At 69.5% G+C, this 23,275-nt stretch carries 24 protein-coding genes and 1 tRNA gene; 5 read left to right on the top strand and 20 right to left on the bottom strand.

Annotated features, from left to right (window positions below; genetic code table 11):
- Positions 1-328 precede the first annotated feature (328 nt).
- Positions 329-1,651, top strand: coding sequence for an MFS transporter (locus CK500_RS04095; RefSeq protein ID WP_095635977.1), 1,323 nt, complete (start codon positions 329-331; stop codon positions 1,649-1,651).
- 40 nt (positions 1,652-1,691) lie between these two features.
- On the opposite strand, the gene CK500_RS04090 is transcribed toward CK500_RS04095, so the two are convergent.
- The 4 genes from CK500_RS04090 to thrS form a co-directional block, all read right to left on the bottom strand.
- A complete protein-coding gene (locus CK500_RS04090) occupies positions 1,692-2,411 on the bottom strand; it encodes a methyltransferase domain-containing protein (protein ID WP_095635976.1) in 720 nt (239 codons plus the stop codon).
- A gap of 94 nt (positions 2,412-2,505) precedes the next feature.
- Positions 2,506-3,615 carry a guanosine monophosphate reductase gene (locus CK500_RS04085; RefSeq protein ID WP_095635975.1) on the bottom strand — a complete coding sequence of 370 codons (1,110 nt, stop codon included), beginning with the start codon at positions 3,613-3,615 and terminating at the stop codon, positions 2,506-2,508.
- Positions 3,616-3,705: 90 nt separating this feature from the next.
- Positions 3,706-4,869: a pyridoxal-phosphate-dependent aminotransferase family protein gene (locus CK500_RS04080; protein WP_095635974.1), complete on the bottom strand. Its 1,164-nt coding sequence runs from the start codon at positions 4,867-4,869 to the stop codon at positions 3,706-3,708.
- Positions 4,870-4,945: 76 nt separating this feature from the next.
- Positions 4,946-6,925 (bottom strand): threonine--tRNA ligase, encoded by a 1,980-nt coding sequence (gene thrS, locus CK500_RS04075; protein WP_198951491.1) that lies wholly within the window; start codon positions 6,923-6,925, stop codon positions 4,946-4,948.
- Positions 6,926-7,036: 111 nt separating this feature from the next.
- Here thrS and CK500_RS04070 point away from each other — a divergent pair, with 111 nt between their 5' ends.
- Together CK500_RS04070 and CK500_RS16775 are read left to right on the top strand one after the other, a co-directional pair.
- Positions 7,037-8,017, top strand: a complete 981-nt coding sequence (locus CK500_RS04070) for a PLP-dependent cysteine synthase family protein (protein WP_095635972.1) — start codon at positions 7,037-7,039, stop codon at positions 8,015-8,017.
- 107 nt (positions 8,018-8,124) lie between these two features.
- Positions 8,125-8,976, top strand: a complete 852-nt coding sequence (locus CK500_RS16775) for a hypothetical protein (protein ID WP_144049515.1) — start codon at positions 8,125-8,127, stop codon at positions 8,974-8,976.
- 64 nt (positions 8,977-9,040) lie between these two features.
- On the opposite strand, the gene CK500_RS04060 is transcribed toward CK500_RS16775, so the two are convergent.
- Together CK500_RS04060 and CK500_RS04055 are read right to left on the bottom strand one after the other, a co-directional pair.
- Complete coding sequence (locus CK500_RS04060) at positions 9,041-9,460, bottom strand: CoA-binding protein (protein ID WP_095635970.1); 420 nt, start codon at positions 9,458-9,460, stop codon at positions 9,041-9,043.
- Between the two features lie 62 nt (positions 9,461-9,522).
- Positions 9,523-10,125 carry an RAD55 family ATPase gene (locus CK500_RS04055; RefSeq protein ID WP_095635969.1) on the bottom strand — a complete coding sequence of 201 codons (603 nt, stop codon included), beginning with the start codon at positions 10,123-10,125 and terminating at the stop codon, positions 9,523-9,525.
- Between the two features lie 214 nt (positions 10,126-10,339).
- Between CK500_RS04055 and CK500_RS04050 the strand changes: the two genes are divergently transcribed.
- A tRNA-Arg gene (locus CK500_RS04050) sits at positions 10,340-10,414 on the top strand.
- Positions 10,415-10,839: 425 nt separating this feature from the next.
- Here the strand turns inward: CK500_RS04050 and CK500_RS04045 are convergent.
- The 10 genes from CK500_RS04045 to cbiT are packed head-to-tail and all read right to left on the bottom strand — an operon-like array spanning position 10,840 to position 18,767.
- On the bottom strand, positions 10,840-11,217 hold the full coding sequence (locus CK500_RS04045) for a DUF3209 family protein (RefSeq protein ID WP_095635968.1): 378 nt from the start codon (positions 11,215-11,217) through the stop codon (positions 10,840-10,842).
- 22 nt (positions 11,218-11,239) lie between these two features.
- Entirely contained in the window at positions 11,240-12,457 is a 1,218-nt protein-coding gene (locus CK500_RS04040; RefSeq protein WP_095635967.1) for a CbiX/SirB N-terminal domain-containing protein, read from the bottom strand.
- Positions 12,454-13,167, bottom strand: a complete 714-nt coding sequence (locus CK500_RS04035) for a cobalamin biosynthesis protein (protein WP_095635966.1) — start codon at positions 13,165-13,167, stop codon at positions 12,454-12,456. Before CK500_RS04035 ends, CK500_RS04040 begins: the two co-directional genes overlap by 4 nt.
- A complete protein-coding gene (locus CK500_RS04030) occupies positions 13,164-13,463 on the bottom strand; it encodes a ferredoxin (protein ID WP_095635965.1) in 300 nt (99 codons plus the stop codon). Before CK500_RS04030 ends, CK500_RS04035 begins: the two co-directional genes overlap by 4 nt.
- Positions 13,453-14,529: a precorrin-3B C(17)-methyltransferase gene (gene cobJ / locus CK500_RS04025; protein WP_095635964.1), complete on the bottom strand. Its 1,077-nt coding sequence runs from the start codon at positions 14,527-14,529 to the stop codon at positions 13,453-13,455. Before cobJ ends, CK500_RS04030 begins: the two co-directional genes overlap by 11 nt.
- Positions 14,530-14,531: 2 nt before the next feature.
- On the bottom strand, positions 14,532-15,485 hold the full coding sequence (locus CK500_RS04020) for a precorrin-3B C(17)-methyltransferase (protein WP_095635963.1): 954 nt from the start codon (positions 15,483-15,485) through the stop codon (positions 14,532-14,534).
- Entirely contained in the window at positions 15,482-16,492 is a 1,011-nt protein-coding gene (gene cbiG, locus CK500_RS04015; protein WP_095635962.1) for a cobalt-precorrin 5A hydrolase, read from the bottom strand. Before cbiG ends, CK500_RS04020 begins: the two co-directional genes overlap by 4 nt.
- Positions 16,492-17,433 (bottom strand): cobalt-precorrin-4/precorrin-4 C(11)-methyltransferase, encoded by a 942-nt coding sequence (locus tag CK500_RS04010; RefSeq protein WP_095635961.1) that lies wholly within the window; start codon positions 17,431-17,433, stop codon positions 16,492-16,494. The genes cbiG and CK500_RS04010 overlap by 1 nt, the downstream gene beginning before the upstream one ends.
- Positions 17,426-18,169, bottom strand: a complete 744-nt coding sequence (locus tag CK500_RS04005; protein ID WP_095635960.1) for a cobalt-factor II C(20)-methyltransferase — start codon at positions 18,167-18,169, stop codon at positions 17,426-17,428. Before CK500_RS04005 ends, CK500_RS04010 begins: the two co-directional genes overlap by 8 nt.
- Before the next feature lie 28 nt (positions 18,170-18,197).
- Positions 18,198-18,767, bottom strand: coding sequence for a precorrin-6Y C5,15-methyltransferase (decarboxylating) subunit CbiT (gene cbiT, locus CK500_RS04000; RefSeq protein WP_095635959.1), 570 nt, complete (start codon positions 18,765-18,767; stop codon positions 18,198-18,200).
- A 150-nt stretch (positions 18,768-18,917) separates the two neighbouring features.
- Here cbiT and CK500_RS03995 point away from each other — a divergent pair, with 150 nt between their 5' ends.
- Positions 18,918-19,721 (top strand): DUF7839 domain-containing protein, encoded by an 804-nt coding sequence (locus CK500_RS03995; protein WP_095635958.1) that lies wholly within the window; start codon positions 18,918-18,920, stop codon positions 19,719-19,721.
- A 15-nt stretch (positions 19,722-19,736) separates the two neighbouring features.
- Here the strand turns inward: CK500_RS03995 and CK500_RS03990 are convergent, their stop codons facing one another.
- The 4 genes from CK500_RS03990 to CK500_RS03975 are packed head-to-tail and all read right to left on the bottom strand — an operon-like array spanning position 19,737 to position 23,273.
- Positions 19,737-20,084 carry a (2Fe-2S) ferredoxin domain-containing protein gene (locus tag CK500_RS03990; protein ID WP_095635957.1) on the bottom strand — a complete coding sequence of 116 codons (348 nt, stop codon included), beginning with the start codon at positions 20,082-20,084 and terminating at the stop codon, positions 19,737-19,739.
- Positions 20,084-20,806 (bottom strand): CbtA family protein, encoded by a 723-nt coding sequence (locus tag CK500_RS03985; RefSeq protein WP_095635956.1) that lies wholly within the window; start codon positions 20,804-20,806, stop codon positions 20,084-20,086. Before CK500_RS03985 ends, CK500_RS03990 begins: the two co-directional genes overlap by 1 nt.
- A complete protein-coding gene (locus CK500_RS03980; RefSeq protein WP_095635955.1) occupies positions 20,806-20,994 on the bottom strand; it encodes a CbtB domain-containing protein in 189 nt (62 codons plus the stop codon). Before CK500_RS03980 ends, CK500_RS03985 begins: the two co-directional genes overlap by 1 nt.
- Before the next feature lie 56 nt (positions 20,995-21,050).
- Positions 21,051-23,273 carry a VWA domain-containing protein gene (locus tag CK500_RS03975; protein ID WP_095635954.1) on the bottom strand — a complete coding sequence of 741 codons (2,223 nt, stop codon included), beginning with the start codon at positions 23,271-23,273 and terminating at the stop codon, positions 21,051-21,053.
- Positions 23,274-23,275 lie beyond the last annotated feature (2 nt).

The following is a 23,275-nucleotide window of genomic DNA, read 5'->3' as shown; positions in this document are numbered from 1 at the left end:
GGACGAGGGTCGGCCTCCGACGGCTCCGAACCGCGTCCCGACGTGTCCCCACGGCTCAGGCGTCCATGCCTCCGGGGACAAGCCTCGACGGCCTCCCGGCTCAGGCGTCGACGCCTTCGATCCGCGCCCCGCACTCGGGACATACCTCTTTCGCGCACGACACCGCGAGATCGCACTCCGGGCAGAACCGGCGGTCGCAGGCCTGATCACCCATGCGTCCGGATTCACTCGCGCGCGACATAACTCCGACGCCGGCCGCTCCGCGGGTCCGAGCCCTGAGGACGCTTCGAACCGAAACCCCTTTTGAAGCGGTGGGCACCGATCCGGTGTGACCAACGCGGACGCCGGCAACGGAAGCAACGCGGACGCCGGCAACGGGACGAGACGATCGCAGTTCTGGGCGCTCTATCTGACCCGGTTCGCGGAGGGGTTCGGCTTCATCACGCTCGTCACCCTGTTGGGCCCGTACATCAACACGCTCGACCCGCAGGCGACGACGGTGCTCGGCGTCACCGTCTCGGCCGGATTCATCATCGGGATGTACACCACCGGGTTCACCCTCGCACAGACCGTCGCCGTCGTCCCCCTGGCGTGGGCCGGCGACCGCTTCGACAAGCGGCGGGTCCTGCTCGGCGTGCTCGGCGTCGGCGCCGGCGTCTACGCCCTCTTCCCGCTCGTCGACTCCTCGGCCTCGTTCATCCTGGTCCGCGCCCTACAGGGGCTCGTGGTCACCGGCGCCGGGCTGATGACGCTGTCGCTGGTCGGCCAGATCGCGGACGTGGGCACGCGGGCCGACAAGATCGGCAAGGCGAACGCCGCCTCCTTCGCCGCGTCGATCGTCGGCTCGCTGTCGGCCGGCGCGATATACGACGCGCTCGGCTTCGGTCCCATCTTCACGATCATCGCGCTGCTGATGGTCGCGGCCTGGGTCGTCACGTGGCTCGTCCTCGACGACGACGACACCCGCGTCGAGGGGTTCCCGTTCTCGGACCTGGCCGTGAACCGACGGATCCTCACGATGACGAGCTTCCGTGCCCAGTACGCCTTCGCCGTGACGATGGTGCGGACGTGGATTCCGATCTACGCGGGCACGGAGATGGCCGCCGGCGGCCTCGGCGTGGCCGGCATCGCCATCGCGGTCACCGTCACCGCCGAGAAGGCGACGAACATGGTCGGCCAGCTGTTCACCGGCCGGCTCTCGGACGCCTACGGTCGGTCCCTGTTCGTCTTCGCCGGCGGCGGCGCCTACGGGCTGATCGCGGTCGCCATTCCGTTCTCGACCGCGATCGGGACCGCGGTCGGAACCGACGTGACGCTGCCGCTGCTCGGAACGCTCCCGGCCGCGTACCTCCCGCTTGTCGCCTTCTCGGGACTCCTCGGGGTTGCCGACTCCTTCCGCGAGCCCGCGAGCATGGCGCTGTTCGCCGACGAGGGCACCGACGACGGCGGCGTCGCCTCCAGCTTCGGCATCCGCGAGCTCGTCTGGCGGCCGGGCTCCGTCGCCGGCCCCCTCATCGCCGGCTGGCTGATGGTCGAGGTGAGCATGGCCTCCGTCTTCTACGTCGGCGGCGCGTTCGCGATCACCGGCGTCCTCGCGTTCCTCGCGATCCTCGCGCACGACCACGGGCGCGCGGCGCTGACGGCGTGGTAGGGCGCGTTACCCCTCCCCTCGTCTCCGCCGCGGGATCACCCTACCGCTTCCGGAGCGCCGCCCGGTAATGTGGCCCCTCCCCGGTCCCCTCGTGGTCGATCGCCTCGATCTCCCACCCGGTCCCGACGGCCGCCTCGCGGAGCCGGTCCGGAGAGAACAGCCGGAACTGAAGCGTCGGGTCCCGCTCGCCCTCGTACGCGAACCACATGACTCGGTGCGCGAGCCCCGGCGTCGGGTCCTCGCGGTAGCCGAGGAGGGCCGCGGCCTCGGGGTGAGCCGGGGCGTAGCAGTCGACCACCGCGGTCGCGCCGGGCGTCGTCACGAACGCGAGGTCGCCGAGGAACGCCGAGAGCCCCCGCATCGATCCGGCCAGTCCGGCCTGCGTGCCGATCGCGAGCGCCGACGCGAACCGGTCCCGCTCGAACGCGTCCCGGAGCGCGAACATGTCGCCCTCGCGGGCGTCCGCGACGCCGCGGTCGCGCATCGTCTCGACGAGCGCCGGGCTGGGCTCGACCGCGACCGTCTCGAACCGCTGTTGAAACGCCAGCGCGTGCCGGCCCGCGCCGGCGCCGAGGTCGACGAGCGGCCCGTCCAGCCGCGACGCCAGCCACGAGCCCGGGTCGCTCTCCGGGTCGAACTCGTCGAAGTAGAACGCCTCGATCGGGTGGTCGCGCGTCTCCTCGCCGTCGCCCTGTCGGAGGGGTCCGGTCCGGTCGCCGCGGTGGTGGTCCCGGATCGCGCGTCCGAACGCGTCGGTCATGGTTCGAACGACCCGCGTCACCGTGAAAAACCGCACGCGAGTTAGTCACACAATCACACGGTGTATCTGCGCGCTCCGACACCGAAACGGCCGGTCAGTCGTCGCTCTCGGCCGCCGACCCGCCGGCTGAGTCGGCGACGCGCTTCGTCTCGCTGTCCACGCTGATCCCCTCCCAGTCGTCGTCGGTGTGGAACCCCTCACGCTCCTTCGCGCCGGGCGCGACGCGCACGAACTCGGCCCGGTCGCGGGCGCGCTCGATCGTGTGGCCGCCGCAGTACGAGAGCCCCGACCGGATCCCCTGACAGAACTCCTCGGCCACCGTCGCGACCGGTCCCTTGTACGGCGTCAGCGCCTCGACGCCCTCGTCGGCGCCCACGTCCGCCCCCTTGTCGTCGCGGTCCTCGGCGGCGGCGGTGGTCGCCATCCCCCGGGACCGCTTGTACCGCGTCCCGTCGACCTCGACGACCGCGCCGGGCGCCTCCTCCGTGCCGGCGAAGAGGCTCCCGAGCATCACGGTGTCGGCACCTGCCATCAGCGCCTTCGCCGCGTCGCCGGAGGTGCGGATCCCGCCGTCGGCGCAGATCGTCACGTCGAGGTCCTCCGCCGCCGTCGCGCAGTCGTCGACCGCGGTCAGCTGCGGCACGCCGGCCCCGGCGACCTTCCGCGTCGTGCAGTGCGACCCCGGGCCGATCCCGACCTTCACGCAGTCGGCACCGGCGGCCGCCAGGTCCTCGACGCCCGCGGGCGTCGCGACGTTGCCGGCGACGAGACCCGTCTCCGGGAACGCCTCGGCGATCTCCTCGACCGCCGCGAGGGCCCGTTCGAGGTGGCCGTGCGCCACGTCGACGACGAGCGCGTCGACGCCGGCGTCGACGAGCGCGGCGCTCCGGCCCATGTAGTCCTCGTTAATGCCGACCGCGGCGGCCACCTGCTCGCCCGCCGCGGCCACGGCTTCGACCTGCGTCGCCTGCTCGTCGACGGTGAGGAATCGGTGGAGGACCCCGATCCCGCCGACGCGGGAGAGCTCAATCGCCAGCTCCGCTTCCGTGACGGTGTCCATCGCCGCCGAGACGAGCGGCGTCTCCAGTTCGACGCCCGGCGTGAGCCGCGTCGAGAGGTCCACGTCGCTCCGGCTGTCGACGGGCGAGCGCTGCGGGACGAGCAGCACGTCCCCGTAGCTCAGTCCGGTTCGTAGATCGTTCATACCCCTACCGAGGGGAGAGACGCTCACTGATAAATCACTCGGCAGGCGGTCGGGGGTGGGGCCGGACGGTCCCGCGCCGCTTTCGACCGCTCAGAACCCCTGTTCCGCCAGCGCGTCCTCCAGCGCCGCGAGGACGTACTCGACGTTCTTCCGGCGGGCGGAGTGGCCCATACAGCCGATCCGCCAGATGTCGCCCTCCAGGTCGCCGAGCCCGGACGCGATCTCCAGGTCGTACTCCGCGAGGAGGTGGTCGATGACGGCGCCGTCGTCGATCCCGTCGGGCACCCGAACGGCGTTCAGGCTGGGAAGCCAGTACTCGTCGGGCGCGTTCATCTCTAAGCCCAGCTCCTGGAGGCCCGCCTTCAGCTCGCCGGCGACCTCCCGGTGGCGCGCCCACCGCGCTTCGATCCCCTCCTCGGCGACGAGGCGGAGCGCCTCGCGGAGCGCGTACACGTTCGTGATCGGCGCGGTGTGGTGATACGAGCGGTCGTCGCCCCAGTACCCCTCAAGGAGGGAGAGGTCGAGGTACCACGAGCGGGGCTGCTCGTCGCGGTCGAGCACCTTGTCCATCGCGCGGTCGCTGAGCGTGAGCGGGCTCGCGCCCGGCGGGCACGAGAGGCACTTCTGCGGCCCGGAGTAGGCCGCGTCGATCCCCCACTCGTCGACGCGCAGTTCGACGCCACCGAGCGACGTGACGGAGTCGGCGATCACGAGCGCGTCGTGGTCGTGCGCGATGCCGGTCAGCTCGGGGACGTTCGGCTGGAGGACCCCGGTCGAGGTCTCCGCGTGAACGAAGCCGAACACGTCCGGCTGGTGTTCGTCGAACGCGCGCTCCACGTCGACCGGGTCGAGGGGCTCGCCCCACGGCGCCTCCACCTCGACGACCTCGCCGCCCGCGCGCTCGGCCATCGACTTCATCCGCCCGCCGAAGTAGCCGTTCGTCGGAACTAACATCGTGTCGCCCGGCTCGACGAGGTTGCCGATCGCCGCCTCCATGGACGCCGACCCGGTCCCCGACACCGGGATCGTCCACTTGTTGTCCGTCCGGAACGTGTACCGCAGCAGCTCCTGGACCTCGTCCATGATCTCGACGAACGAGGGGTCGAGGTGGCCGACAAGCGGCGTGCTCATCGCCTGGAGCACGCGCGGGTGAACGTCGCTCGGACCGGGGCCCATCAGCGTCCGGTCCGGCGGCGTCAGCTCACCTACGTCGGGGGCGTCCTCTCGCTCGGTCAGCGCGGATGCGTCACTCATGCGAGACCCTACCCGGACCAACGGCAAAAGTACGACGAAACCCGAGAGGCGGGCCGGGACGCCCGGCTCCGCGAGTTCACTCCGCGTCGACGAAGTCCGGCTCCGTCCGCTTCTCGTCGCGCTCGTCGACGAGGTGGTCGACGAACGCGTCGAGCTCGACGCCGCTCGCCTCGTTCTCGAAGCGGTCGCGGACCGAGACGGTCCCCACCTCCTCCTCGTCGCCCCCGACGATCACCATGTACGGGAGGCGGTCGTCGTGGGCCTGCCGGATCTTGCGCCCGACCGTCCAGTCGCGGTCCTCGACCTCGACGCGGAGGCCGGCGTCGTCGAGCGCGTTCTTCACCCGGTGGGCGTAGCCGAGGGTGTCGTCGGAGACGGGGAGCACGCGGACCTGCGTCGGCGCGAGCCACAGCGGGAAGTTCCCCTTGAAGTGCTCGATCATCACGCCCATGAAGCGCTCGAAGCTCCCGAGCAGCGCGCGGTGGATCATCACGGGGTGGTGCTCCTCGTTGTCCTCGCCGACGTACGTCAGGTCGAGCCGCTGGGGGATGTTGAAGTCGGCCTGCACCGTGCCGATCGTCCACTCGCGGCCGATCGCGTCACGGGCGTCGAGCCCGATCTTCGGTCCGTAGAAGGCGGCCTCACCGGCCTCTAAGTCGTACTCCAGTCCCTCGCTCTCGAGGGCGCCGCGGAGCGCGTCGGTCGCCTGCTCCCAGATCTCGTCGCTGCCGACCGAGTTGTCGCCCTTCGTCTCCAGCTTGTAGATGATCTCCAGGCCGAACTGCGAGTAGATGTCCTCGATGACGCTCAGCGTCTGGCGGATCTCCTCTTCGATCTGGTCCGGGCGAACGAACGCGTGCCCGTCGTCCTGCGTGAGCCCGCGCACGCGGAGCAGGCCGGAGAGCTCGCCGGACTGCTCGTTGCGGTAGACGGTCCCGAACTCGGAGAACCGCAGCGGGAGGTCGCGGTAAGAGTGCTGCGAGTCGGCGAAGATGTGCGCGTGGTTCGCGCAGTTCATCGGCTTCAGGCCGTACTCCGTCTCGTCCTGCTCCCACGCGAACATCTCGCCCTGCTCTTTGAACGCGTCGTAGTGGCCGGTCGGCTTCCACAGCTCGGCCTTGTTGAGCTCCGGGGTCCACACCTCCTCGTACCCCAGCTCGTCGTTTTTGGTCCGGATGTACTCCTCCAGCTCCCGGCGGATCCGCATCCCGTTCGGGTGGTAGTGGGCGGCACCCGGCGAGTGGTCCGGGATCGAGAAGAGGTCCATCTCCCGCCCGATCTTCCGGTGGTCGCGCTCCTTGGCCTCCTCGCGTCGTTCGAGGAAGTCCTCGAGGTCGGCCTCGGAGGCGAACGCCGTCCCGTTCACGCGCGTGAGCGTGTCGTTGTCCTCGTCGCCGCGCCAGTACGACGAGGAGATGTTCAGCAGCGTCACCGCACCGATCTCGCCCGTCGACTCGACGTGGGGGCCCTGACAGAGGTCCCGCCAGCCGTCCTGCACGTAGAAGGTGACCTCCTCCTCGTCGGCCTCGTCGTCGAGGATTTGGCGTTTGTACTCGTTGTCGGCGTAGATCTCCTTGGCCTCCTCGCGGGACCGGACCTCGCGCTCGATGTCGTAGTCGGCCGCGATGATGTCGTCCATCTCGTCTTCGATGGCGGCTAAGTCCTCCTCGTCGAGGTCCACGCCGGTCACGTCGTAGTAGAACCCCTCGTCGGTTGGGGGGCCGATGGTCAGGGTCGCCTCCGGGTGGAGCCGCTGGAGGGCCTGGGCGAAGACGTGGGCCGCGGAGTGGCGCAGCACCGTGAGGTACTCGTCGGACTGGTCGGTGACGATCTCGATCCGCGCGCCGTCGTGGACCGTCGCCTGCTTCTCGACGAGCTCGCCGTCGATCTTCCCCGCGACCGTGTCGCGACCGAGCCCGGGACCGATCTCGAAGGCGACGTCCTCGACTGTCGCCCCCGCCGGAACGTCCAGCTCTGATCCGTCCGGAAGGACGACCGTCACGTCCGCCTGCCCGTCGGTCTCGCTCATACGTCTTCGGAACCGGACGAGGGGCATAAGTTTGTTCGATCCCGCTCCGTTCCCGGCAACGCACGCCGTCGCCGACGAGACGGGGCACCCGCGCCGGGCATGGAAACACGCAAAAGGGCCGGCAACGATTGCGGGAATATGACGACCCATCGGGAGCCCCTGTCGTCGGTGTTGGAGACGATCGGGGAGACGCCGCTCGTCCGGGTGCACGACTCGCCCGACGAGGTGCCGGTGTACGCGAAGCTGGAGTCGTTCAACCCCGGTGCGAGCATCAAGGACCGCATCGGGAAGTACATGCTCGAACGCATGCTCGAGCGCGGCGACGTGGGGAAGGGCGGCACCGTGGTCGAGCCGACGGCGGGCAACACCGGGATCGGGCTGGCGGTCGCGGCCAAGCAGCTGGGGCTGAACGCGGTGTTCGTCGTCCCCGAGCGGTTCTCGGTGGAGAAACAGCAGCTCATGCGCGCGCTCGGCGCCGAGGTGGTCAACACGCCGAGCGAGGACGGGATGGGGTTCGCCATCGACCGCGCCCACGAGATCGCCGAGGAGCTCGACGACGCGGTCGTCCCCCAGCAGTTCTCGAACCCGCTCAACGCCGAGGCGCACTACGCGACGACCGCCCCCGAGATCGGCGACGCGCTCGACGGGGAGGTCGGCGCCGTCGTCGCCGGCTGCGGCACCGGCGGGACGCTGATGGGCATGGCCCGCTACTTCCGCGAGCGACACCCCGACACCCACGTTGTCGCCGTCGAGCCCGCCGGCTCCGCGTACCGCGAGTTCCTCGGCGAGGACGTTGCCCACGAGGAGTACAAGACCGAGGGGATCGGGACCCACGACATCGAGCGGAACGAGCTGTTCGACCCGGACCTCGTCGACGACATCCAGTCGATCCCCGACCGCGCCGTCCACGAGGAGATGGGGCGGCTCGCCGCCGAGGAGGGACAGCTCGTCGCCTCCTCCGCGGCCGCGAACGCGATCGCGGCCAAGCGGGTCGCGCGGGCGATCCGAGACGGCGAGATCGACGCGCCGCACGAGACGGTCGCCACCGTGTTCCCCGACTCCTCGGAGCGATACCTCTCGAAGGGCGTCTATCGCAGCTTCGAGGAGTGGGAAAACTGAACATTCTTTGGGGAGATCAGAGTAAGGGGCACGCATCAGAAATCAACATTATCTGATTTGAAACTAGAGAGACATGTTTTAAATACGAGGGCAATTCGAATTTTGGTATGGAACGAAGAACGTATCTCGCAATCGTCGGTACAGTTGGAGCAACCAGCCTTACCGGGTGTACAGGACAGTCAGGTTCCGACGAATCAGACGATCCCGACACTCAACCAGAGTCGTCAACGTCCGATGAGAGTTCAGACTCAGCGAGTGGAACAGACACTGAACAAACATCCGTCGCGGATGATGAGGAAACGTGTGAAACGATCGAAGAATCTAGTCAGGAACTGCTGATCGATCGATCGTACGAACTACCTTCGGAAGGCTCAACCGTGGAAAGTAGCTTTGCAATCGAAGAAGAAGATCGTATCGCGTTCGATATCGATTCGAGGAATCAACAAGAGATCGATCTGACTATTGAGTCGCCGATCGGCGGCTCCGAGTTTGAGGGCACCGTAACCGAATTCTCCAATGAAGTTGGATTTAGTACGAGTGGTGATGGCCGACTCATCATGACCAATGTCGGAACCGTAACGAACGAGCAACGGACTGAGATCTGGTCAGATACGGACACGCTCTCGGCCGGCGAGTACTATTCCGGATGGATTACCCTCAATCAAGGAGACTCTGTCGATTACTTTATTCGACAGCTAGGCGACGGTGCGCGGCCGAAGCTCGTCATTGAAAATGAGAATCGAGACATCCTCGAAGAAGAAGCCGTCGCCGCAGTGATCGACGACGAATTTACGGCACCCGACGATGGCGAATATTACTTCCGATGGGAGAACACGGCAACGCTAACGTCGGGCAACTGGCGATGGGAATTTGAGGCTGTATCACAGGATGTGGTTCCCGCAGATGTGAGCGTGACCGTCGAACGAAAGTTCACCGAAGAGACCGAGGTTTGTGAGTAAGCGTTACGGATCACAGCCCGAACTCTGTCCAAATTACCTGGTCCGACGTGTGAACGAAGTTCAGTTATCGCAACCGGCCGTGTTCGACCTTGATACAGCGATCTTGAACGACCTCGATCCCGTCTGACTCCGCCTCCGCGGCCGCCTCGTCGTGACTGATCCCGAGCTGGAGCCATACCGCGCCCGCGTCGCCGCGCTCCGCGTGTCGCTCGCGCACGTCGTCGAGCACCCCCGGCACCTCCTCGCTCGGCCGGAACACGTCCACGAGGCCCACCTCGGCCTCGACGTCGGCCAGCGCGTCGTAGGCCCGCTCGCCGAGCACCTCGTCGGCGAAGGGGTTCACCGGGACCACGCGGTACCCGTTGCGCTGGAGGTACGCCGGCACGTCGTGGGCCGCCTTCCCCGGCGTCGTCGAGCAGCCGATCACGGCGATCGTGTCGGCGTCAAGCAATCGATCCAGTCCCTCATCGTCGGTGATTGGCATGCTCGCGGGTACGCGGTCGCGCGGATTAAAAGACTCCCCGGTGCTCAGCGGCTCCCCGTCGCTCAGGGCAGCCGGATCTCCGGTTCGCCGTCCTCGGGGACGGTGATGACGCCGTCGAAGAGCTGCTTGAGGGTGTTCATCGCCTGCTCGTCGTGCGAGGTCGAGTCGATGCTGAACAGGCCGAGCCCGTTCACGCTCTGGATCCGACCGGTGAACACGTGGAGAAATCGGAACACGGTCTGGAGGTCCGAGTACATCAGCAGCGTCGACAGCGAGTGCACCATCACGCGGTTCTCCTCGATGCCGCGGTCGCCGAATGCCTGGAGGAACTCGGAGAGCTTGATCCCGATTCCCGTCATGTCCACGGGCGAGGAGGCGTACTTGATCCGGTCCGACTCCGGGGCGTCGTTGACGCCCTGCTGGCGGGTGACGCAGTCGACGACCGCCACGGGTTTCCCCTCGTAGGGGGTCCGCTTCGCGTAGTCTTTCAGGACGCGCTCGGCGCCGTCCTTCGTGGTGACGACGATCGCGCCGTCGCCGCGCTCGGTCCCGGCGGCCAAGAGATCCATCATCAGCGACCGCTTGCCGGTGAGCGGCGGCCCGGTGAGAAGGAGGTTCGTCCCTGGTTCGACCTCCTCGTCGAAGTGTGGCCTCAGGTCATACATGGGCGTACCTCAGCGACGACGGAACCGACTCGGGCCACTCGTTCGGCGGTGACGCCGTACGACCAAGACACATCTACTACGGAAACCATGCCGGGTCCCGATAATATTCTTTTTGATCGGCCGTGGCGTCAGCGCTCCCTCGGTCGACGCCAGCCAGTCCGAAGCGATTTCGAATCGCGGGACTTAACATCCTCACCGAAGTAGCGATGCGTACGGGCGCTTAGCTCAGTCTGGATAGAGTGCTTGGCTTCGGACCAAGTTGCCGCGGGTTCAAATCCTGCAGCGCCCATCCGAAATTAAGTCGGGTTGGAGTAAAATAAAATCCACCTCTAGAGCCCTCTACGGCTCTCAATTCGGCCGATTCGCGCTTCTCAAAATCGCCGGATTTCTGGCGACCAGTTGGTCTCAAAAAACGGCCCCTCGCAGTCGTGCGATTCGCTCCGCAAATCGGCGCCCATCCGTTTTCGTGATGGTGAGGATTCCCCAGACAGCGGCGGCGTCCTTATAAAATGCCCCCGCTTACCGCAGAAGATTCCATCACTTCTCGTGATGTGAGTCGGCGCCACCATGCAGTTCGGAGGATGGCGAATGTGTAGAATCGCGTTACCCCTTCGCGAACCGGTCCGGCTCTCGGGACGAGGTTCTGGTGGAGAACGTGAGCCCACGGGCTTTCTGACAGACTCACCGCCGTCACGTCGGCGGTGCGGCGATCGGTCACTCCTCGACCGGGAACACCTCGTGTAGCGTGTGGTGTGCGTCGCCGAGGTCGTCGAGGAACGACTCGCCGACGTCGGCGAACCGGGCCAGCGATCGCTCGGCGTCCCGGACCGCCACGAGCCGCCCGCGAGCGTACCCGTACTCCGGGTCGTCCGCGTCGAGGGCGGCGACTTCCTCCTCCAAATCGACGAGCGCGGCGTCGAGGTGCCGTCGGAGCTCGGTCACGGACTCCGCCGCCGCGAGGGCGGCGATCGGCGTGTCGCCGTCAAGGGCGTCGCCGAGCTCCTGTTCCGCGTGGCGTCGGACCGCGTCGTCCGCGGTTCCGAGCGTGTTCATCAGGCCGAGTCGTAGGGCTTCGATCTCATCACAGCTCATTGTGTATCGTGGTAGGTGCGTCTCACAGCGTTTGGTGAACGAGGTCGCTGACGATTCGGTCCCGCTCGACGGCGGAGACGATCCGATCCGCGTCCCCGTCGCCGCAGCCCCCGTACCAGACGCCGTCGGGGTACTGCGCGACGATCGGGCCGTCGCCGCACTGGTCGAAGCACGACGACCGGGTGACGTGAACGTCGGCGTCCGCGTCCCGGGCGGCCTGCCGCAGGGTTTCCAGGACGGCCGGAGAGCCGCTCGCCGCGCAGGTCTGGTTCGTACAGACGGCGAGGTGCGTCTCCGGCGCGTCGTGGGCGTGCGGTTCGTCGGCGACGTCGTCTCGGTCCTCGTGTGCCCGCTGGTGGGTCAGCGCGCGGAGCATCGCCCGCGCGCCGCCCTCGTCTTCCTCGTAGCCGTCGAGTTCGACCTTGTACTTACACGTGTCACACGACATGTCGACCGAGTCGGTGCGCGCTTCCTGCCACCGGTCCGAGAGGACGTCCAACAGCCGGGTGTCGGTCCCGAGCGGGTCGCCGGCCGCGGCGTCGACGTACGGGTACTCCGCGTCGAACTCGTCGGCCCCGTCCCGTATCCGCCCGGTCAGGACGCCGTCGCCGAGCATGTACGGTAACACGACGATCGCGTCCGGTCGCGTCTTCGCGACGTCGTGCAGCGCGTCGTCGAGGAGCGGCTCGGTGACGCCGATGAACCCGGCTTCGACCCGGTCGAACGATCGTCCCTCGTACAGCAGTCTGGCGAGCTTGTGCACGTCCGCGTTCGAGTCCGGGTCCGAGGAGCCGCGGGCACAGAGGACGACGGCGACGTCGTCGTCCTCGCGGTCGACGCCCAACTCCGTCTCCACGGCCCGCGCCCGGTCGTCGAGGAGGTCGAGTATCGCGGGGTGGATGCCGAGGTGTCCGCCGGCGTGGAACCTGACGCCGGGGTGCTCGCTTCGGGCGCGCTTCACCGCGAGCGGCAGATCGTTTTTGACGTGGCTGGCCGCGAACAGCGAGAGCGGCACCAACGTGACCCGCGCCGCGCCGTGCGCGAGCGTCTCGATCGCGTCGGGGATCGACGGCTCCGCCAGTTCGAGGAACGCGGCGTCGGTCGGGACGCCGAGTCGGTCCTCCAGCCCGGCCGCGAGCGTTCGGACCGCCTCGTTCGACTGCTCGCGGCGAGAGCCGTGCCCGACGAGGAGCGCCGTCTCGTCGTCGCCGATCCCGACGGCGTCCGCCGCTCGGCTCACGGCTTCGCCTCCTCCGTTTCACGGGGCCCAATGAGGCTTCCGACCGCGACCCCCGTGGCCCGTTCGACGCTCCGAAGCGTCTTGCGTCGGCGGTCGGCCGCGTACAGCCCGGATTCGTCGGCCCCCTCGTACACCCACTCGCCGAAGGCGGCCGTGTCGGGGTCGGCGACGCCGAACCAGTGGCCACCCGACGCCGACGGCTGCGGTTCCTCGGCGTCGAACCCCTCCGCGTCGAGCGCCGTTCGGATCCGCGCCAGCAGCCGGGCGTCGTCGTGGACGAACGAGACGCCGACGGCGGCGCTCGACTCGCGGAAGCAGACGACGCCGCACGCCTCGAACAGCCCTCGGAGCAGCGCCCGTCGGTGGGCACGGAACGCGTCGAACCGGTAGCCGCCGGGGTCCGACCCCACGGGCAGACCGAACGCCGCGGCGGCGTTCGCGGCCAGCGTCGGATCGACGATCTGCACCGTGTACTCGTCCGACTGCCGGGTCACCGACGTGTCGTGCGCGAACTCGCGTTCGGCGATCCGGTGGTCGACGGTGCCCCCGCCGGCGATCGCGGACAGGCGCCGCGCCGCGTCCTCGTCGGTGACGGTCACCTCGACGCTCCGGTCGGTCACCCGGCCGCCGCCCGCGACGTGACCCCAGAAGTAGGCTGTCTCCGGGTGTCGAGCGAGCAGGTCGTCCGGCGTCGAGTCGGGAGCGCTCACGCGTCGCCCTCCCGCTCCTCGACGGTGATCGCGTCCAGCGGACAGGCCGCCGCGGCGGAGCGCGCCTCGTCGAGACGCCCGTCGGAGAACGTGGCCGCGACCTCGTCTGCGGCGCGTTCGATCGGCGCGACCGCGTCGGCCCGGTCGAACCCGACCAGCCCCTCGTCGGCCTCGACGAACCGGTCGTCGCGGACGAGACAGGCGAAGACGCCGTCACAGGCGGTCAGGTCCACGGAGACGCGGTACGTGGGCTCGGCGGCGTCCGTCGTCTCGTCGGCCGCGGTCTCAGTAGTCATACTTGCTCTCGTAGCCGCGCGGGGTGATCATCCGGCCGTCCCAGACGTACGTCTCCTCGTTGCCGACGAGCAGCGTCGTCGTCATGTCGATCAGGTCCGTCTCGCCGAGCGATTCCAACTCGCCCAGCTCGACGATCTCGACGCGCTCGTCGTCGCGTCCGGCCCCGTGGACGACCCCGACCGGCGTGTCCGCCGGCCGGTGTTCCGTGAGAATCTCGCAGGCCCGCTCGAAGTTCTCGCGCCGCTTCCGGCTCCACGGGTTGTAGATCGCGACCGTGAAGCCCTCGGCCGCGACCGCGCGGAGCCGCGATTCGATCTCGTCCATCGGCGTGAGGTGGTCCGACAGCGAGATCGACACCGAGTCGTTGACGAGCGGCGCGCCCACGCGGGCCGCACACGACTGCGCGGCCGGGACGCCGGGGACGACCTCGAAGTCGAGCGCGGACGCCGTCGCCCCCTTCGACTCGACGATCTCGAGCGCGAGCCCCCCGAGCGCGTACACGTTCGGATCCCCGGAGCCGACGATGGCGACGTCGTTGCCCGCGAGCGCGCGGTCGACCGCCTCCTCCGTCCGAGACACCTCGCCGCACATCGGCGTGTCGTACAGCTCGTCGGCCGCGTCGGTGATCTCGTCGGGTACAAGGTCGATGTACGTCGTGTACCCGACGATGTGGTCCGCCTCCAGCAATGCCGCCCGAGCGCGGCCGGTCATCCCCTCCGGCTGCCCCGGCCCCAGTCCGACCGCGACGAGCCGACCGGGGTCGGCGTCAAAGTCGTCGGCGGTCGAACCGACCTTCTCGTCGGTCGTCGCCGACTTCGAGCCGCCGCACGACGAGGAGCTCGACGCGTCGCTCGCCCCGCACGCGGACGACGAGCCGCTCCCAGTCTCCGTCGCGGCCCCGCCGTCAGTCGCCGTCTCCGTCGCCGCACCAGTGTCCGTCTCCGCGCCGCATCCGCTATCCGTCGCCGTCTCCGCACCGCACCCACCGTCAGTCGCCGTCTCGGTGTCGCTTCCGTCGCTGTTCGAGTTCGGGTCGTCCGTCGCTCCGCAGGTTGTGTCACTCATTGTCAGAAGTCGTCGACGTCTCGCCCGCCGCGGGGCGTGACGAGGAATCGGTCGTAGTCGTTCTCCCAGACCTCGGTCTCGTGCGTGCCGACGATCAGGGAGGTTCCCATCCCGCCGACCTCGTCGTCGTGGTCGGTCGCCGCTCCGAGCGTCGTCAGGGTGTAGGTCTCGTCGTCGAGGTTGCGGCCGGCCTCGCCGCGGTCGGCGTCGTTGACGATCGCGACCGGGGCGTCGTCGGTGCGGTGCTCCCGGAGCACCTCGATGGCGCGCTCGTAGTCGCGCCAGCAGTTGTAGAGGACGATCGTGAACCCCGACACCGCCGCGGCGCGGAGCTTCTCCGCGATCTCTTCCCAGCCGCGCCACTTATCGGACAGCGAGACCGTACAGAAGTCGTTCGAGAGCGGCGCGCCGACCATCGCGGCGCCGCCGAGCGCGGCCGTCACGCCGGGCACGATCTCGATCGGGACGTCGTCGGCGTCGTCCTCGTCGGCCATCAGGTACACCAGGTCGGACTTCCCGTACACGTTGGGATCGCCGCCGGAGACGTGCGCCACGTCCTGTCCCGCCCTGACGCGCTCGAACGCCTCGCGGGCGAGCTCGATCTGCTGCCCCATCGAGGATCGAACGACCTCGACGGTCTCGCCGTCGGGATGGGTGCCGACGTTGCCGGACGCCCAGCCGGCGTCGTCGCCGGCACCACCGTCGGCCGAGCCGACCGCGGCTCCGCCGTCCGTGGCGGCGTCCTCGGTCCGCGACTCGGGGGGAATCGTGCCGTCCTGACGGAGGAACTCCTGGTAGAGGTTCGACGCGATGACGCAGTCGGCGTGGCGTATCACGTCGCGGGCCCGCTGGGTCATGGCGTGCGGGAGGCCGGGGCCGATGCCGACGACGTACAGCGTTCCCATCCCGTCGGGGGCGTCGTCCGCGCCGCCGGGCGCCGAGCCGGTCCCGGTCATCGCCCCACCGCGACGGTCACTTCGTTCTCGTGGCTGGTCTTCTCCGCGACGAGATCGTGGTCGGCCCCGCCGGCGATCGCGCTCGCCTCGGCGACGCCCGGCCAGCCGATGAGTTCCTTCGCCTTCGACGGCGTCGGCCCCTCGAACTCGAGCAGGGTCTCCCTGTCGAACGCGACGACCCCGAGATCGCGCGCGGCGGCCGCGGCGAGGAGACCCTCCTCGTCGGCCTTTCGCGTCGCGGTGGCGACGAACTCGACGTCGTCCCAGTCGCGGTCGACCGCCGCGAGCGCACGGTCCCAGGCCTCGATGAACCGCTCCTCGTCCGCGCCGGAGACGGAGCCCGTGCCGAGCACGATCCCGTCGTCGCGGTTGCGCTTGAGGACCGTCACGTCGTCGTCGACCAGCACCGCCCGCGGCCCGTCGAGCCGTTCGACGGGGCCGAGCTCGTCGTCGAGGACGGCGAGGTTCGTCGCGACCGTGGAGTCGCCGTTGACGACGTGTGCGGACAGCGCCTTCGCCCGCTTCTCGACGCCCTGTTTGTCCGCCGCCTCCGAGGCGGTAGTCATCGCGGGCACGGCGCCCAGGCTCGCGAGGTCGTCCGCCACCTGATTGGCACCGTGGTGGCCTCCGGTGATCGGGATCGCCCACGTGAGCGCCTCGTCGACCACGACGATCGCGGGGTCGTCCCACTTGTCGTCGAGCAGCGGCGCGGTCTTCCGCATGGCGATTCCGGACGCCATCAGCCCGACGAAGCAGTCGTACTCGCCCCAATGCTCGGCGAACACGTCGCCGTGGTACTCGATCACGTCGATCGACTCGTAGCGGTCGCCGATCCCGTCAACGATCTCCGCGGCGGTGTCGAGCTTCCGCTCGAAGCTGACGACCGCGATCTCCTCCGCCACCTCGCCGTCGGAGTCCGCCGTCGAACAGTGGCCGCCGCCGGAGTCGTCGGTCGCGTCGGCCGCGTCGGTGCCACTCGCGTTCCCGTCGTTGCTGTCGGTGCTCATCAGTCGTCCGCCTCCGTTTCGGTCGTCTCCGTGTCGCTGGCCGCGTCCGCCGCGTCCATCGTTTCGCCGTTGTCCGCGTCCGCCGTTCCGCCGTTCGCCCAGTCGCCGTAGAGGTACGAGCGGTCGTACCCCGCGCCCGTCGCGGCCTCGCCGATGAGGACCATCGCGGACGCGCGGTAGCCGGCCGCCTCCACCTTCTCGCCGATGTCGGCGATCGTTCCCGTGATCACGTCCTCGTCGTCCCACGAGGCGTGGTAGACGACCGCGACCGGCGTGTCGGGGTCCACCCCGTCCCGGTCGAGCAGGCGGTCCATCGTGTCGCTCACCGCGTGGGTGCCGAGGTAGATGCAGGTCGTCACGTCGCCCATCTCGACGAACTCGGCGACGTGGTCGTCCTCGGCGTCGAGCGTCTTCCCCCGCGGACGCGTGAACGCGACGTGGTTCGCGACGCCGTTCAGCGTGAGCTGGGTGCGCAGCGTCGCCGCCGCCGCGAACGACGACGTGACGCCGGGGACGACGTACGCCGGAACGCCCTCGCGTTCCAGCGCGTCGATCTGTTCGAGGGCGGCCCCGTACACCGCGGGGTCGCCGCTGTGGAGTCTGACGACGGTGCGCCCGCTCTCGTGGGCGTCCCGCATCAGCGGGACCAGCTCCTCGAGGTCCTTCCCCACCGAGTTCACCAGCTCCGCGTCCGCGCAGTGCTCCTCTAAGAGCGCGCTGGAGACCAGCGACCCGGCGTGGACGACGAGGTCGGCGTCGTCGACCAGCTCTTTGCCGCGCACGGTGAGGAGCCCGGGATCGCCCGGACCGGCACCGATGAACGGGATCCCCTCCTGCTCCTCGCCGGCGGTGTGCTCGCGGACCCGCGGGTCGAGCTCGCCCCCCGTCCGGTCGCCGACGGCGTCGATGCCCGCCTGCGAGTCGGTCGGACCGTCAGTCATCGCCGGCCTCCGCGTCGGCGGTCGCCGAGGCGCGACCCTTCGCGTCCGCGTCGACCGCGAACTCGTCGGTCGCCCTCGAGGTCTCGAGGCCGCGGCGCTCCGCGTACGCGAGCGTGTAGTAGTCCCGGTCCGCGAGCGCGTCCGCGTCTTCGGTGACGGTCGTCTCGCCGGCCTCCATGAAGAGCCGGCGCCCGAACCGCACGTCGTAGTCCGCCTCGCGGAGCTTGCGGGCCGTCTCGGGGGCGTCGGTCACCTTGAACAGGACCATCCTGTCGGGGCCGGTGGGCGCGCGTCCGCCGGCGGCCTCGCGGAGCGCGAGCCCGGCGCCGGCCTCGATCTCGACGTCGAGCGCGGTCGCGAACGCCGTCATCGCGCTGATCCCGGGCACGATCTCCACGTCGACGTCGGGGTGGAACGCGTCGAGCGTCCGTCTGAGGTGTCCGAACGTGGAGTACACGTTCGGGTCGCCGAGCGTGACGAACGCGGCGTCGCCCGCCCGCGCTTCGGGGGCGATCTCGGCCGCGGCCTGCTTCCACGCCTCGCGGAGCCGCTCCTCGTCGCTCGTCATCGGGAAATCGAGGTCGCCGATCCGGCTCTCCGGGACGTGTTCGGTCGCGACCGCCCGCGAGAGCCGACCCGGAGAGTACACGACATCGACGCCGTCGAGGATCTCCCGGCCGCGGACGGAGATCAGGTCGGGATCGCCGGGACCGAGTCCCACGCCGTACAGGGTCATTCGCGGCCTCCGGTCCGGAGTTCCCGCGTCATTCGTCCTCACCCGGTTTCCCGGCCGATCCCGGCTCGCCGACCAGCATGTACACGGGGTTGTCGGCGTCGAAGCTCGTCGCGCCCGCGAGGTCATAGCCGGTCGCCATCTGGAGGCACAGCGCCTCGTCGAGGAGGTCGCGGTCGCGGAAGGCCCGAGCCGCCTCTCCCGCGACCTCGAGACGAGACACGTTCATGACGATCCGATCGTAGCCGGCGTCGACGGCGGCGTCGAGAACCCGCTCGTAGTTCCGCGATCCGCCGAGGAAGACCACGTCACCGTCGTCCGGAAGCCCCTCCGGGGCCTCGGCGTTGACGAGGCGCACGTCGGCCTCGTACTCGTTCGCGGCGAGGTTCGCTCGAGTGGTCTCGAGCCGGTCCGCGTTCCGTTCGAGCGCCGTCACCCGCCCCGCGCGGCGAGCGGCCTCGATCGTTACCGCGCCCGTACAGGAGCCGACCTCGACGAAGTGGTCGTCGGGACCGAGCGCGAGCTTTCGCGCCAACACCGCACGGACCTCCGGCTTGGTCGGTCCCGCTTTCGCGTCGTTCGGAAGCTTTGTCGCCTGCATTCGCGATATACAATTACACCGCGCCACAAAACAATTTTGGTTGTGTTAAGAAAAGTCTGCTTTACAAAAGCGGCGCTGTGAGCCGTACTTAGCCAAGTACGCCGTGAAATAGACAACAAGACTTTATCTGTGGCATCTGAACGTCCGATAATGGGAGACTCAGCGGACGGCGGATCGCCGGACGTCCTCGAGAACAAGCGGAGCGCGACGCGCTACCAGGTGCTCGTCGAGATCGCGGCCCGCCAGCCGGCCGTGAGCCAGGGGGAGATCGCGGACACGATCGGCGTGACCTCGCAGGCGGTCAGCGATTACGTCCGGGACTTAGTCGAGGCGGGCTACGTCGAGAAGGGCGGCCGCGGCCGGTACGAGGTGACCAAGGAGGGGGTCGACTGGCTCATCTCCCGGACCGACGACCTCGAGACCTACCTCGAACGGGTGAACTCCGACGTCCTCGGCAGCGTCGAGGTCGACGCCGCCGTCGCGCTCGACGACGTGGCGGAGGGGAGAGAGGTCGGGCTGGTGATGCGGAACGGCGTCCTCCACGCCAACCCCGCCGGCGGGACCGCGACCGCGGTCACCGTCACGAGCGCGGCGGAGGGCGAGGCCGTCGGCATCGCCGACTTCGAGGGCGTCGTCGACTACGACACCGGAACCGTCTCCGTGCTGCCCGTCCCGACCGTCACCGACGACGACCGCCTGGACCCGAGCGTGGTCTCGACGCACGTCCCGGACGAGGGACTCGTCGCGGTCGCCGGGACGGAGGCGTACGCGCTCGTCTCTCGGAGCGGCGTCGACCCGGACATCAGGTTCGGGACCGCGGAGGGCGTCGCCGAGGCGGGCACGCTCGGCCTCGACGTCCTGCTGGTCGCGGTGACCGACGAGATCCCCCGTCACACCTCCAAGCTCCGGGACAGGAACGTGCCGCACCGGGTCCTCGACTCCGACGCGTTCTAGCCTCCTGCGGGCCCTTCAGCCGGTCGTCGTCGGTTCCGCCGCGGTGGTGTCGCCCGTAGCGGCGCCGAACAGCTCGGTCATGAGCGTCGGCACGTCGTCCACCGTCACCTCCGCGAACCACTCGTCGTGCGGGTGGACGACGACGGCGACGCCGCCTTCGCTACACATCCCGAGACAGGACGTCTCCGCGACGGCGACCTCCGACCAGTAGCGGTCGCGTTCGCGGAGCCAGTCGCGGACGGCGTTGGCGACGTCGACGCCGTCGACGGCGGCGCAGGCGGCGTACTCCGTCCGTTCGTTGGTACAGACGAGGACGGTCGCGCTCACGCCGCGCTCGCGCATCCGTTCCGTTCGTCGCTCCATCAGTCGATTCCCCTCGCGGTCGGGGTCGGTGAGTTCGCGTCAGGCCGACCGACGCGCCGGTCGAAACGCGAGAAGGCGACGGCGATCAGCGCCCAGAGCCCCGCCTGCGAGAAGCCGACGAGCCACCGGAACGCGGCCGAGACCCCGGCCGGAGCGGCGCCGCCGGTCAGCGTCGGCGGAGCGGCGATCGAGAGGATCCCGAGCGCTACCAGCGGAAGCAACGCGACGAACGCCCCGGTGCCGCGGCCGCGAGTACGGCTCGCGCGGGCGTACCCGAGGACGCTCGTCGCCGCGACGAGCCCGCCGATACCGACCAGACCGAGGTAGAGCGGAACGCGAAGCGACGACCCGTACAGCGGTTCCATGCCGGGCGTGGCCGGCGGGAGAACCGTCCACGGGGCGACCGAGACCGTCAGGAATCCGGCCCCCGCGAGGACGTACGGTTTCAGCGTTCCGCCGGGGAGCGCCGGCTCGAACAGGTGATACGCGACGCCGAAGGCGGCCCCCAACAGGACGCCCCACAGGACGCCGCCGCCGGCGCTGACGACCGCCGTCGCGGTTTCGCTCACGGCGGGCGCCGCGTCGTGCGCGTGGTCGCCGCCGTGAGACGCGAGGTGCTCCAAGTGGTGAATGAGCGGCGAGACGACCACCCACGTGAACAGCCCGTACGCCAGCCCGGCGAGCGCTCCGGCGGCGACGCCGGAGCGGAGCCGATCGATCATCAGTGGCAGATGATCCCGGCCCCGTGTCTGAAGTCGTGTAACGCGTCGTGGGCGAGCGGCTCCTGTAGGAACAGGAGCGTGAAGCCCAGCGCCGCGGCGAGCGCCAGCGCGGTGAGCGCGGTCAATGGATCGATCTGTGCCCCGGCCGCGGCGAACCGGTCGGCGACGGTGTCGGTGTTCGTCGACATAAATCCGATTTGGAGAAAGTAAAGTTAGATTGTAAAACTTACGCTCCTCGGAAATTCTAGTGGTCTCCGAGCACCGATTCCGGTGAGAGCGCGGCGATCGGGGTCCGTCTCGCGTCCGTCGTCTCGCACACGATGTCCAGAACGCCGGCCCTCGACTCGCCCGCGTCGACGACGAGGACGGACGCGTCCGTCTCCGCGACCCGTTTCGCCGCCTGCCGGGTCGCGGTCGTCGGACTGCCCTCCGCGACGTTCGCGCGGCCGTCGGAGACGAGCACGACGGTCGCCGCGGCCGGCTCTTTCCGCTCGATGAGCGCCGCGGCCTTGCGGAGTCCGTCCGGGAGCGGCGTCCGATCCGCCGTCGGGAGCTCCTTCAGCTGACGCGCGGCCAGCGAGACGCTCGTCGTCGGCGGGAGCAGCACCTCGGCCCCGTCGCCGCCGAACGAGACCAGCGCGACCTCGTCCCGCTCGGCGTACGCGTCGCGCAGCAGTTCCAACGCCACGCCCTTCGCGGAGCGCATCGCGGGGGCCATCGACGCGCTGGCGTCCGCGACGAACACTGTGAGCGTGCGGGCGTCGTCGGCCCGAACCGCCCGCCGAAGGTCGGTGTCGGCCGGTCGCGATCGGCCGCTCCGCGCGGCCGCCCGGACGGTCGCCGCCGGGTCCACGGACGCCGACTCCCCCGCGTGTTCCGCTCGCACTCTCGGCCCGCGACCGTCCGGGGACGGCGCCGCCGCGTGTCGGCCGCCGCAGTCGCCCGCCGCGTCACCGCGGTCCTCGGGCGACGGAACCGCCGGGGCCGTTGCGTCAGCGACCCCCGCACGAGCGCCGCCGAGGGGGATCGGTGCGGCCTCCTCGTCGCCGTCGGCGTCGCCGCCGCCGTCCGCTTCGTCGCCGCGGTCGGCGGTCGCCCCGTCGCTCGCCGGTCGTTCGCTGCCGTCGGACCCTCGCGATCCGGAGGCACCGGGAGCGCCGGACCGATCGCGGTCGGTTCCGGTCGGGTCGTCCCCATCCGGATCGCCCCCGTCCGGGTCGCTCCCGTCCGCGCCGGAATCCCCGCTATCCGTCTCGTCGCCCGCTCCCCGCGGGTCGGTCTCGCCCTCCGGTTCGCTGTCGCCTTCCGATTCGCCGTCGCCCTCCGGTTCGCCGTCGCCCTCCGGTTCGCTGTCGGCTTCCGATTCGCCGTCGCTCTCCCGTTCCCCGTCGCCCTCGGCGGCGCCGTCGCCGAAGTGGTCGTCCACCAGCTCCTCCGGGTCGACCGTCTCCTCGAACGGGCGGCTCCGTACCCGGTGGCTCAGCGCGTACTCGGCGGCGTCCGCCACGTCCGACTCGACGACCTTCGGACGTCCGTCGAGCGCGGCGAACGCCCGGGCGGCCCGAGCGACGGCGAAATCGGCGCGGTGGCCGTCGACGTCCGCGTCGCGGCAGAGCTCGGCGATGTCGCGCTTGAACTCCTCGGGGATCGCGGGGCAGCGCTCGCGGGCCTCGTGAACGCGCTCCCGGAGGGCGGCCGTCTCCGACGCGAACTCCGCACTGAGGTCACGGCCGCCGCCGTCGTCGACGACGCGGTCCAGAATCTCGACGCGCTCGTCGATCTCGTCGCTGCCGGTGACCTCGGCACGGAGGTCGAAGCGGTCGCGCAGCTGGGGTCGGAGCTCTCCCTCCTCCGGGTTCATCGTCCCGATCAGCGTGAAGTCGGCGGGGTGCGTGACGCTGACGCCGTCGCGCTCCACCCGGTTCGTCCCCGTCGCGGCGGCGTCCAACAGCACGTCGATCAGGTGGTCCGGAAGCAGGTTGACCTCGTCGACGTAGAGGACGCCCCGGTTGGCGCGGGCGAGCAGCCCCGGGTCGAACTCGGCGTCGCCGTCGAGCGCGTCGGCGACGGAGAGCGTCCCGACCACTCGGTCGCGGGTCGCACCGAGCGGGAGCGTCACGAGCGGGGCTCGTCTCGTTTCAACCGGCGGATCCTCGCGACCGAGACACGACGCGCACCGACCGCTGTCGGAGTGGTCGGCGGCGGTTCCGGTCGCGTTCCCGGCGGGTCCCGTTTCGTTCGGCGGCGGACAGCCGTACGGGCAATCGGCGACGACCGTCTGTTCGGGCAACAGGTCCGCGAGCGCCCTGACGGCCGTCGATTTGGCGGTCCCCTTTTCGCCGCTTAGGAGGGCGCCGCTGAGGCCCGGTTCGACCGCCAACGCGAGAAGCACCCGTTTGAGATCCGCTTGGCCGACGACCGCCGGAAGGGGGGTGGAAACCTTTTTGTTTGTCCCCAAATCAACCATAC

Origin of the sequence: Halorubrum salipaludis (genome assembly GCF_002286985.1) — an archaeon.
Taxonomy (GTDB): Archaea; Halobacteriota; Halobacteria; order Halobacteriales; family Haloferacaceae; genus Halorubrum; species Halorubrum salipaludis.
This window is presented reverse-complemented; position numbering and strand designations above follow the sequence as displayed.

Coding starts and splice junctions, on each gene's coding strand:
- CK500_RS04080 (WP_095635974.1), bottom strand. CDS start 4,869: ATGAGTGACGCATCCGCGCTGACCGAGCGAGAGGACGCCCCCGACGTA.
- CK500_RS04055 (WP_095635969.1), bottom strand. CDS start 10,125: ATGTATGACCTGAGGCCACACTTCGACGAGGAGGTCGAACCAGGGACG.
- CK500_RS03985 (WP_095635956.1), bottom strand. CDS start 20,806: ATGATCGATCGGCTCCGCTCCGGCGTCGCCGCCGGAGCGCTCGCCGGG.
- CK500_RS03980 (WP_095635955.1), bottom strand. CDS start 20,994: ATGTCGACGAACACCGACACCGTCGCCGACCGGTTCGCCGCGGCCGGG.
- CK500_RS04045 (WP_095635968.1), bottom strand. CDS start 11,217: ATGAGCTGTGATGAGATCGAAGCCCTACGACTCGGCCTGATGAACACG.
- cbiG (WP_095635962.1), bottom strand. CDS start 16,492: ATGAGCACCGACAGCAACGACGGGAACGCGAGTGGCACCGACGCGGCC.
- CK500_RS04085 (WP_095635975.1), bottom strand. CDS start 3,615: ATGAACGATCTACGAACCGGACTGAGCTACGGGGACGTGCTGCTCGTC.
- cobJ (WP_095635964.1), bottom strand. CDS start 14,529: ATGAGTGACACAACCTGCGGAGCGACGGACGACCCGAACTCGAACAGC.
- CK500_RS03990 (WP_095635957.1), bottom strand. CDS start 20,084: ATGGAGCGACGAACGGAACGGATGCGCGAGCGCGGCGTGAGCGCGACC.
- cbiT (WP_095635959.1), bottom strand. CDS start 18,767: ATGCAGGCGACAAAGCTTCCGAACGACGCGAAAGCGGGACCGACCAAG.
- CK500_RS04005 (WP_095635960.1), bottom strand. CDS start 18,169: ATGACCCTGTACGGCGTGGGACTCGGTCCCGGCGATCCCGACCTGATC.
- CK500_RS04090 (WP_095635976.1), bottom strand. CDS start 2,411: ATGACCGACGCGTTCGGACGCGCGATCCGGGACCACCACCGCGGCGAC.
- CK500_RS04070 (WP_095635972.1), top strand. CDS start 7,037: ATGACGACCCATCGGGAGCCCCTGTCGTCGGTGTTGGAGACGATCGGG.
- CK500_RS03975 (WP_095635954.1), bottom strand. CDS start 23,273: ATGGTTGATTTGGGGACAAACAAAAAGGTTTCCACCCCCCTTCCGGCG.
- thrS (WP_198951491.1), bottom strand. CDS start 6,925: ATGCCCCTCGTCCGGTTCCGAAGACGTATGAGCGAGACCGACGGGCAG.
- CK500_RS16775 (WP_144049515.1), top strand. CDS start 8,125: ATGGAACGAAGAACGTATCTCGCAATCGTCGGTACAGTTGGAGCAACC.
- CK500_RS03995 (WP_095635958.1), top strand. CDS start 18,918: ATGGGAGACTCAGCGGACGGCGGATCGCCGGACGTCCTCGAGAACAAG.
- CK500_RS04030 (WP_095635965.1), bottom strand. CDS start 13,463: ATGACTACTGAGACCGCGGCCGACGAGACGACGGACGCCGCCGAGCCC.
- CK500_RS04010 (WP_095635961.1), bottom strand. CDS start 17,433: ATGACTGACGGTCCGACCGACTCGCAGGCGGGCATCGACGCCGTCGGC.
- CK500_RS04020 (WP_095635963.1), bottom strand. CDS start 15,485: ATGACCGGGACCGGCTCGGCGCCCGGCGGCGCGGACGACGCCCCCGAC.
- CK500_RS04060 (WP_095635970.1), bottom strand. CDS start 9,460: ATGCCAATCACCGACGATGAGGGACTGGATCGATTGCTTGACGCCGAC.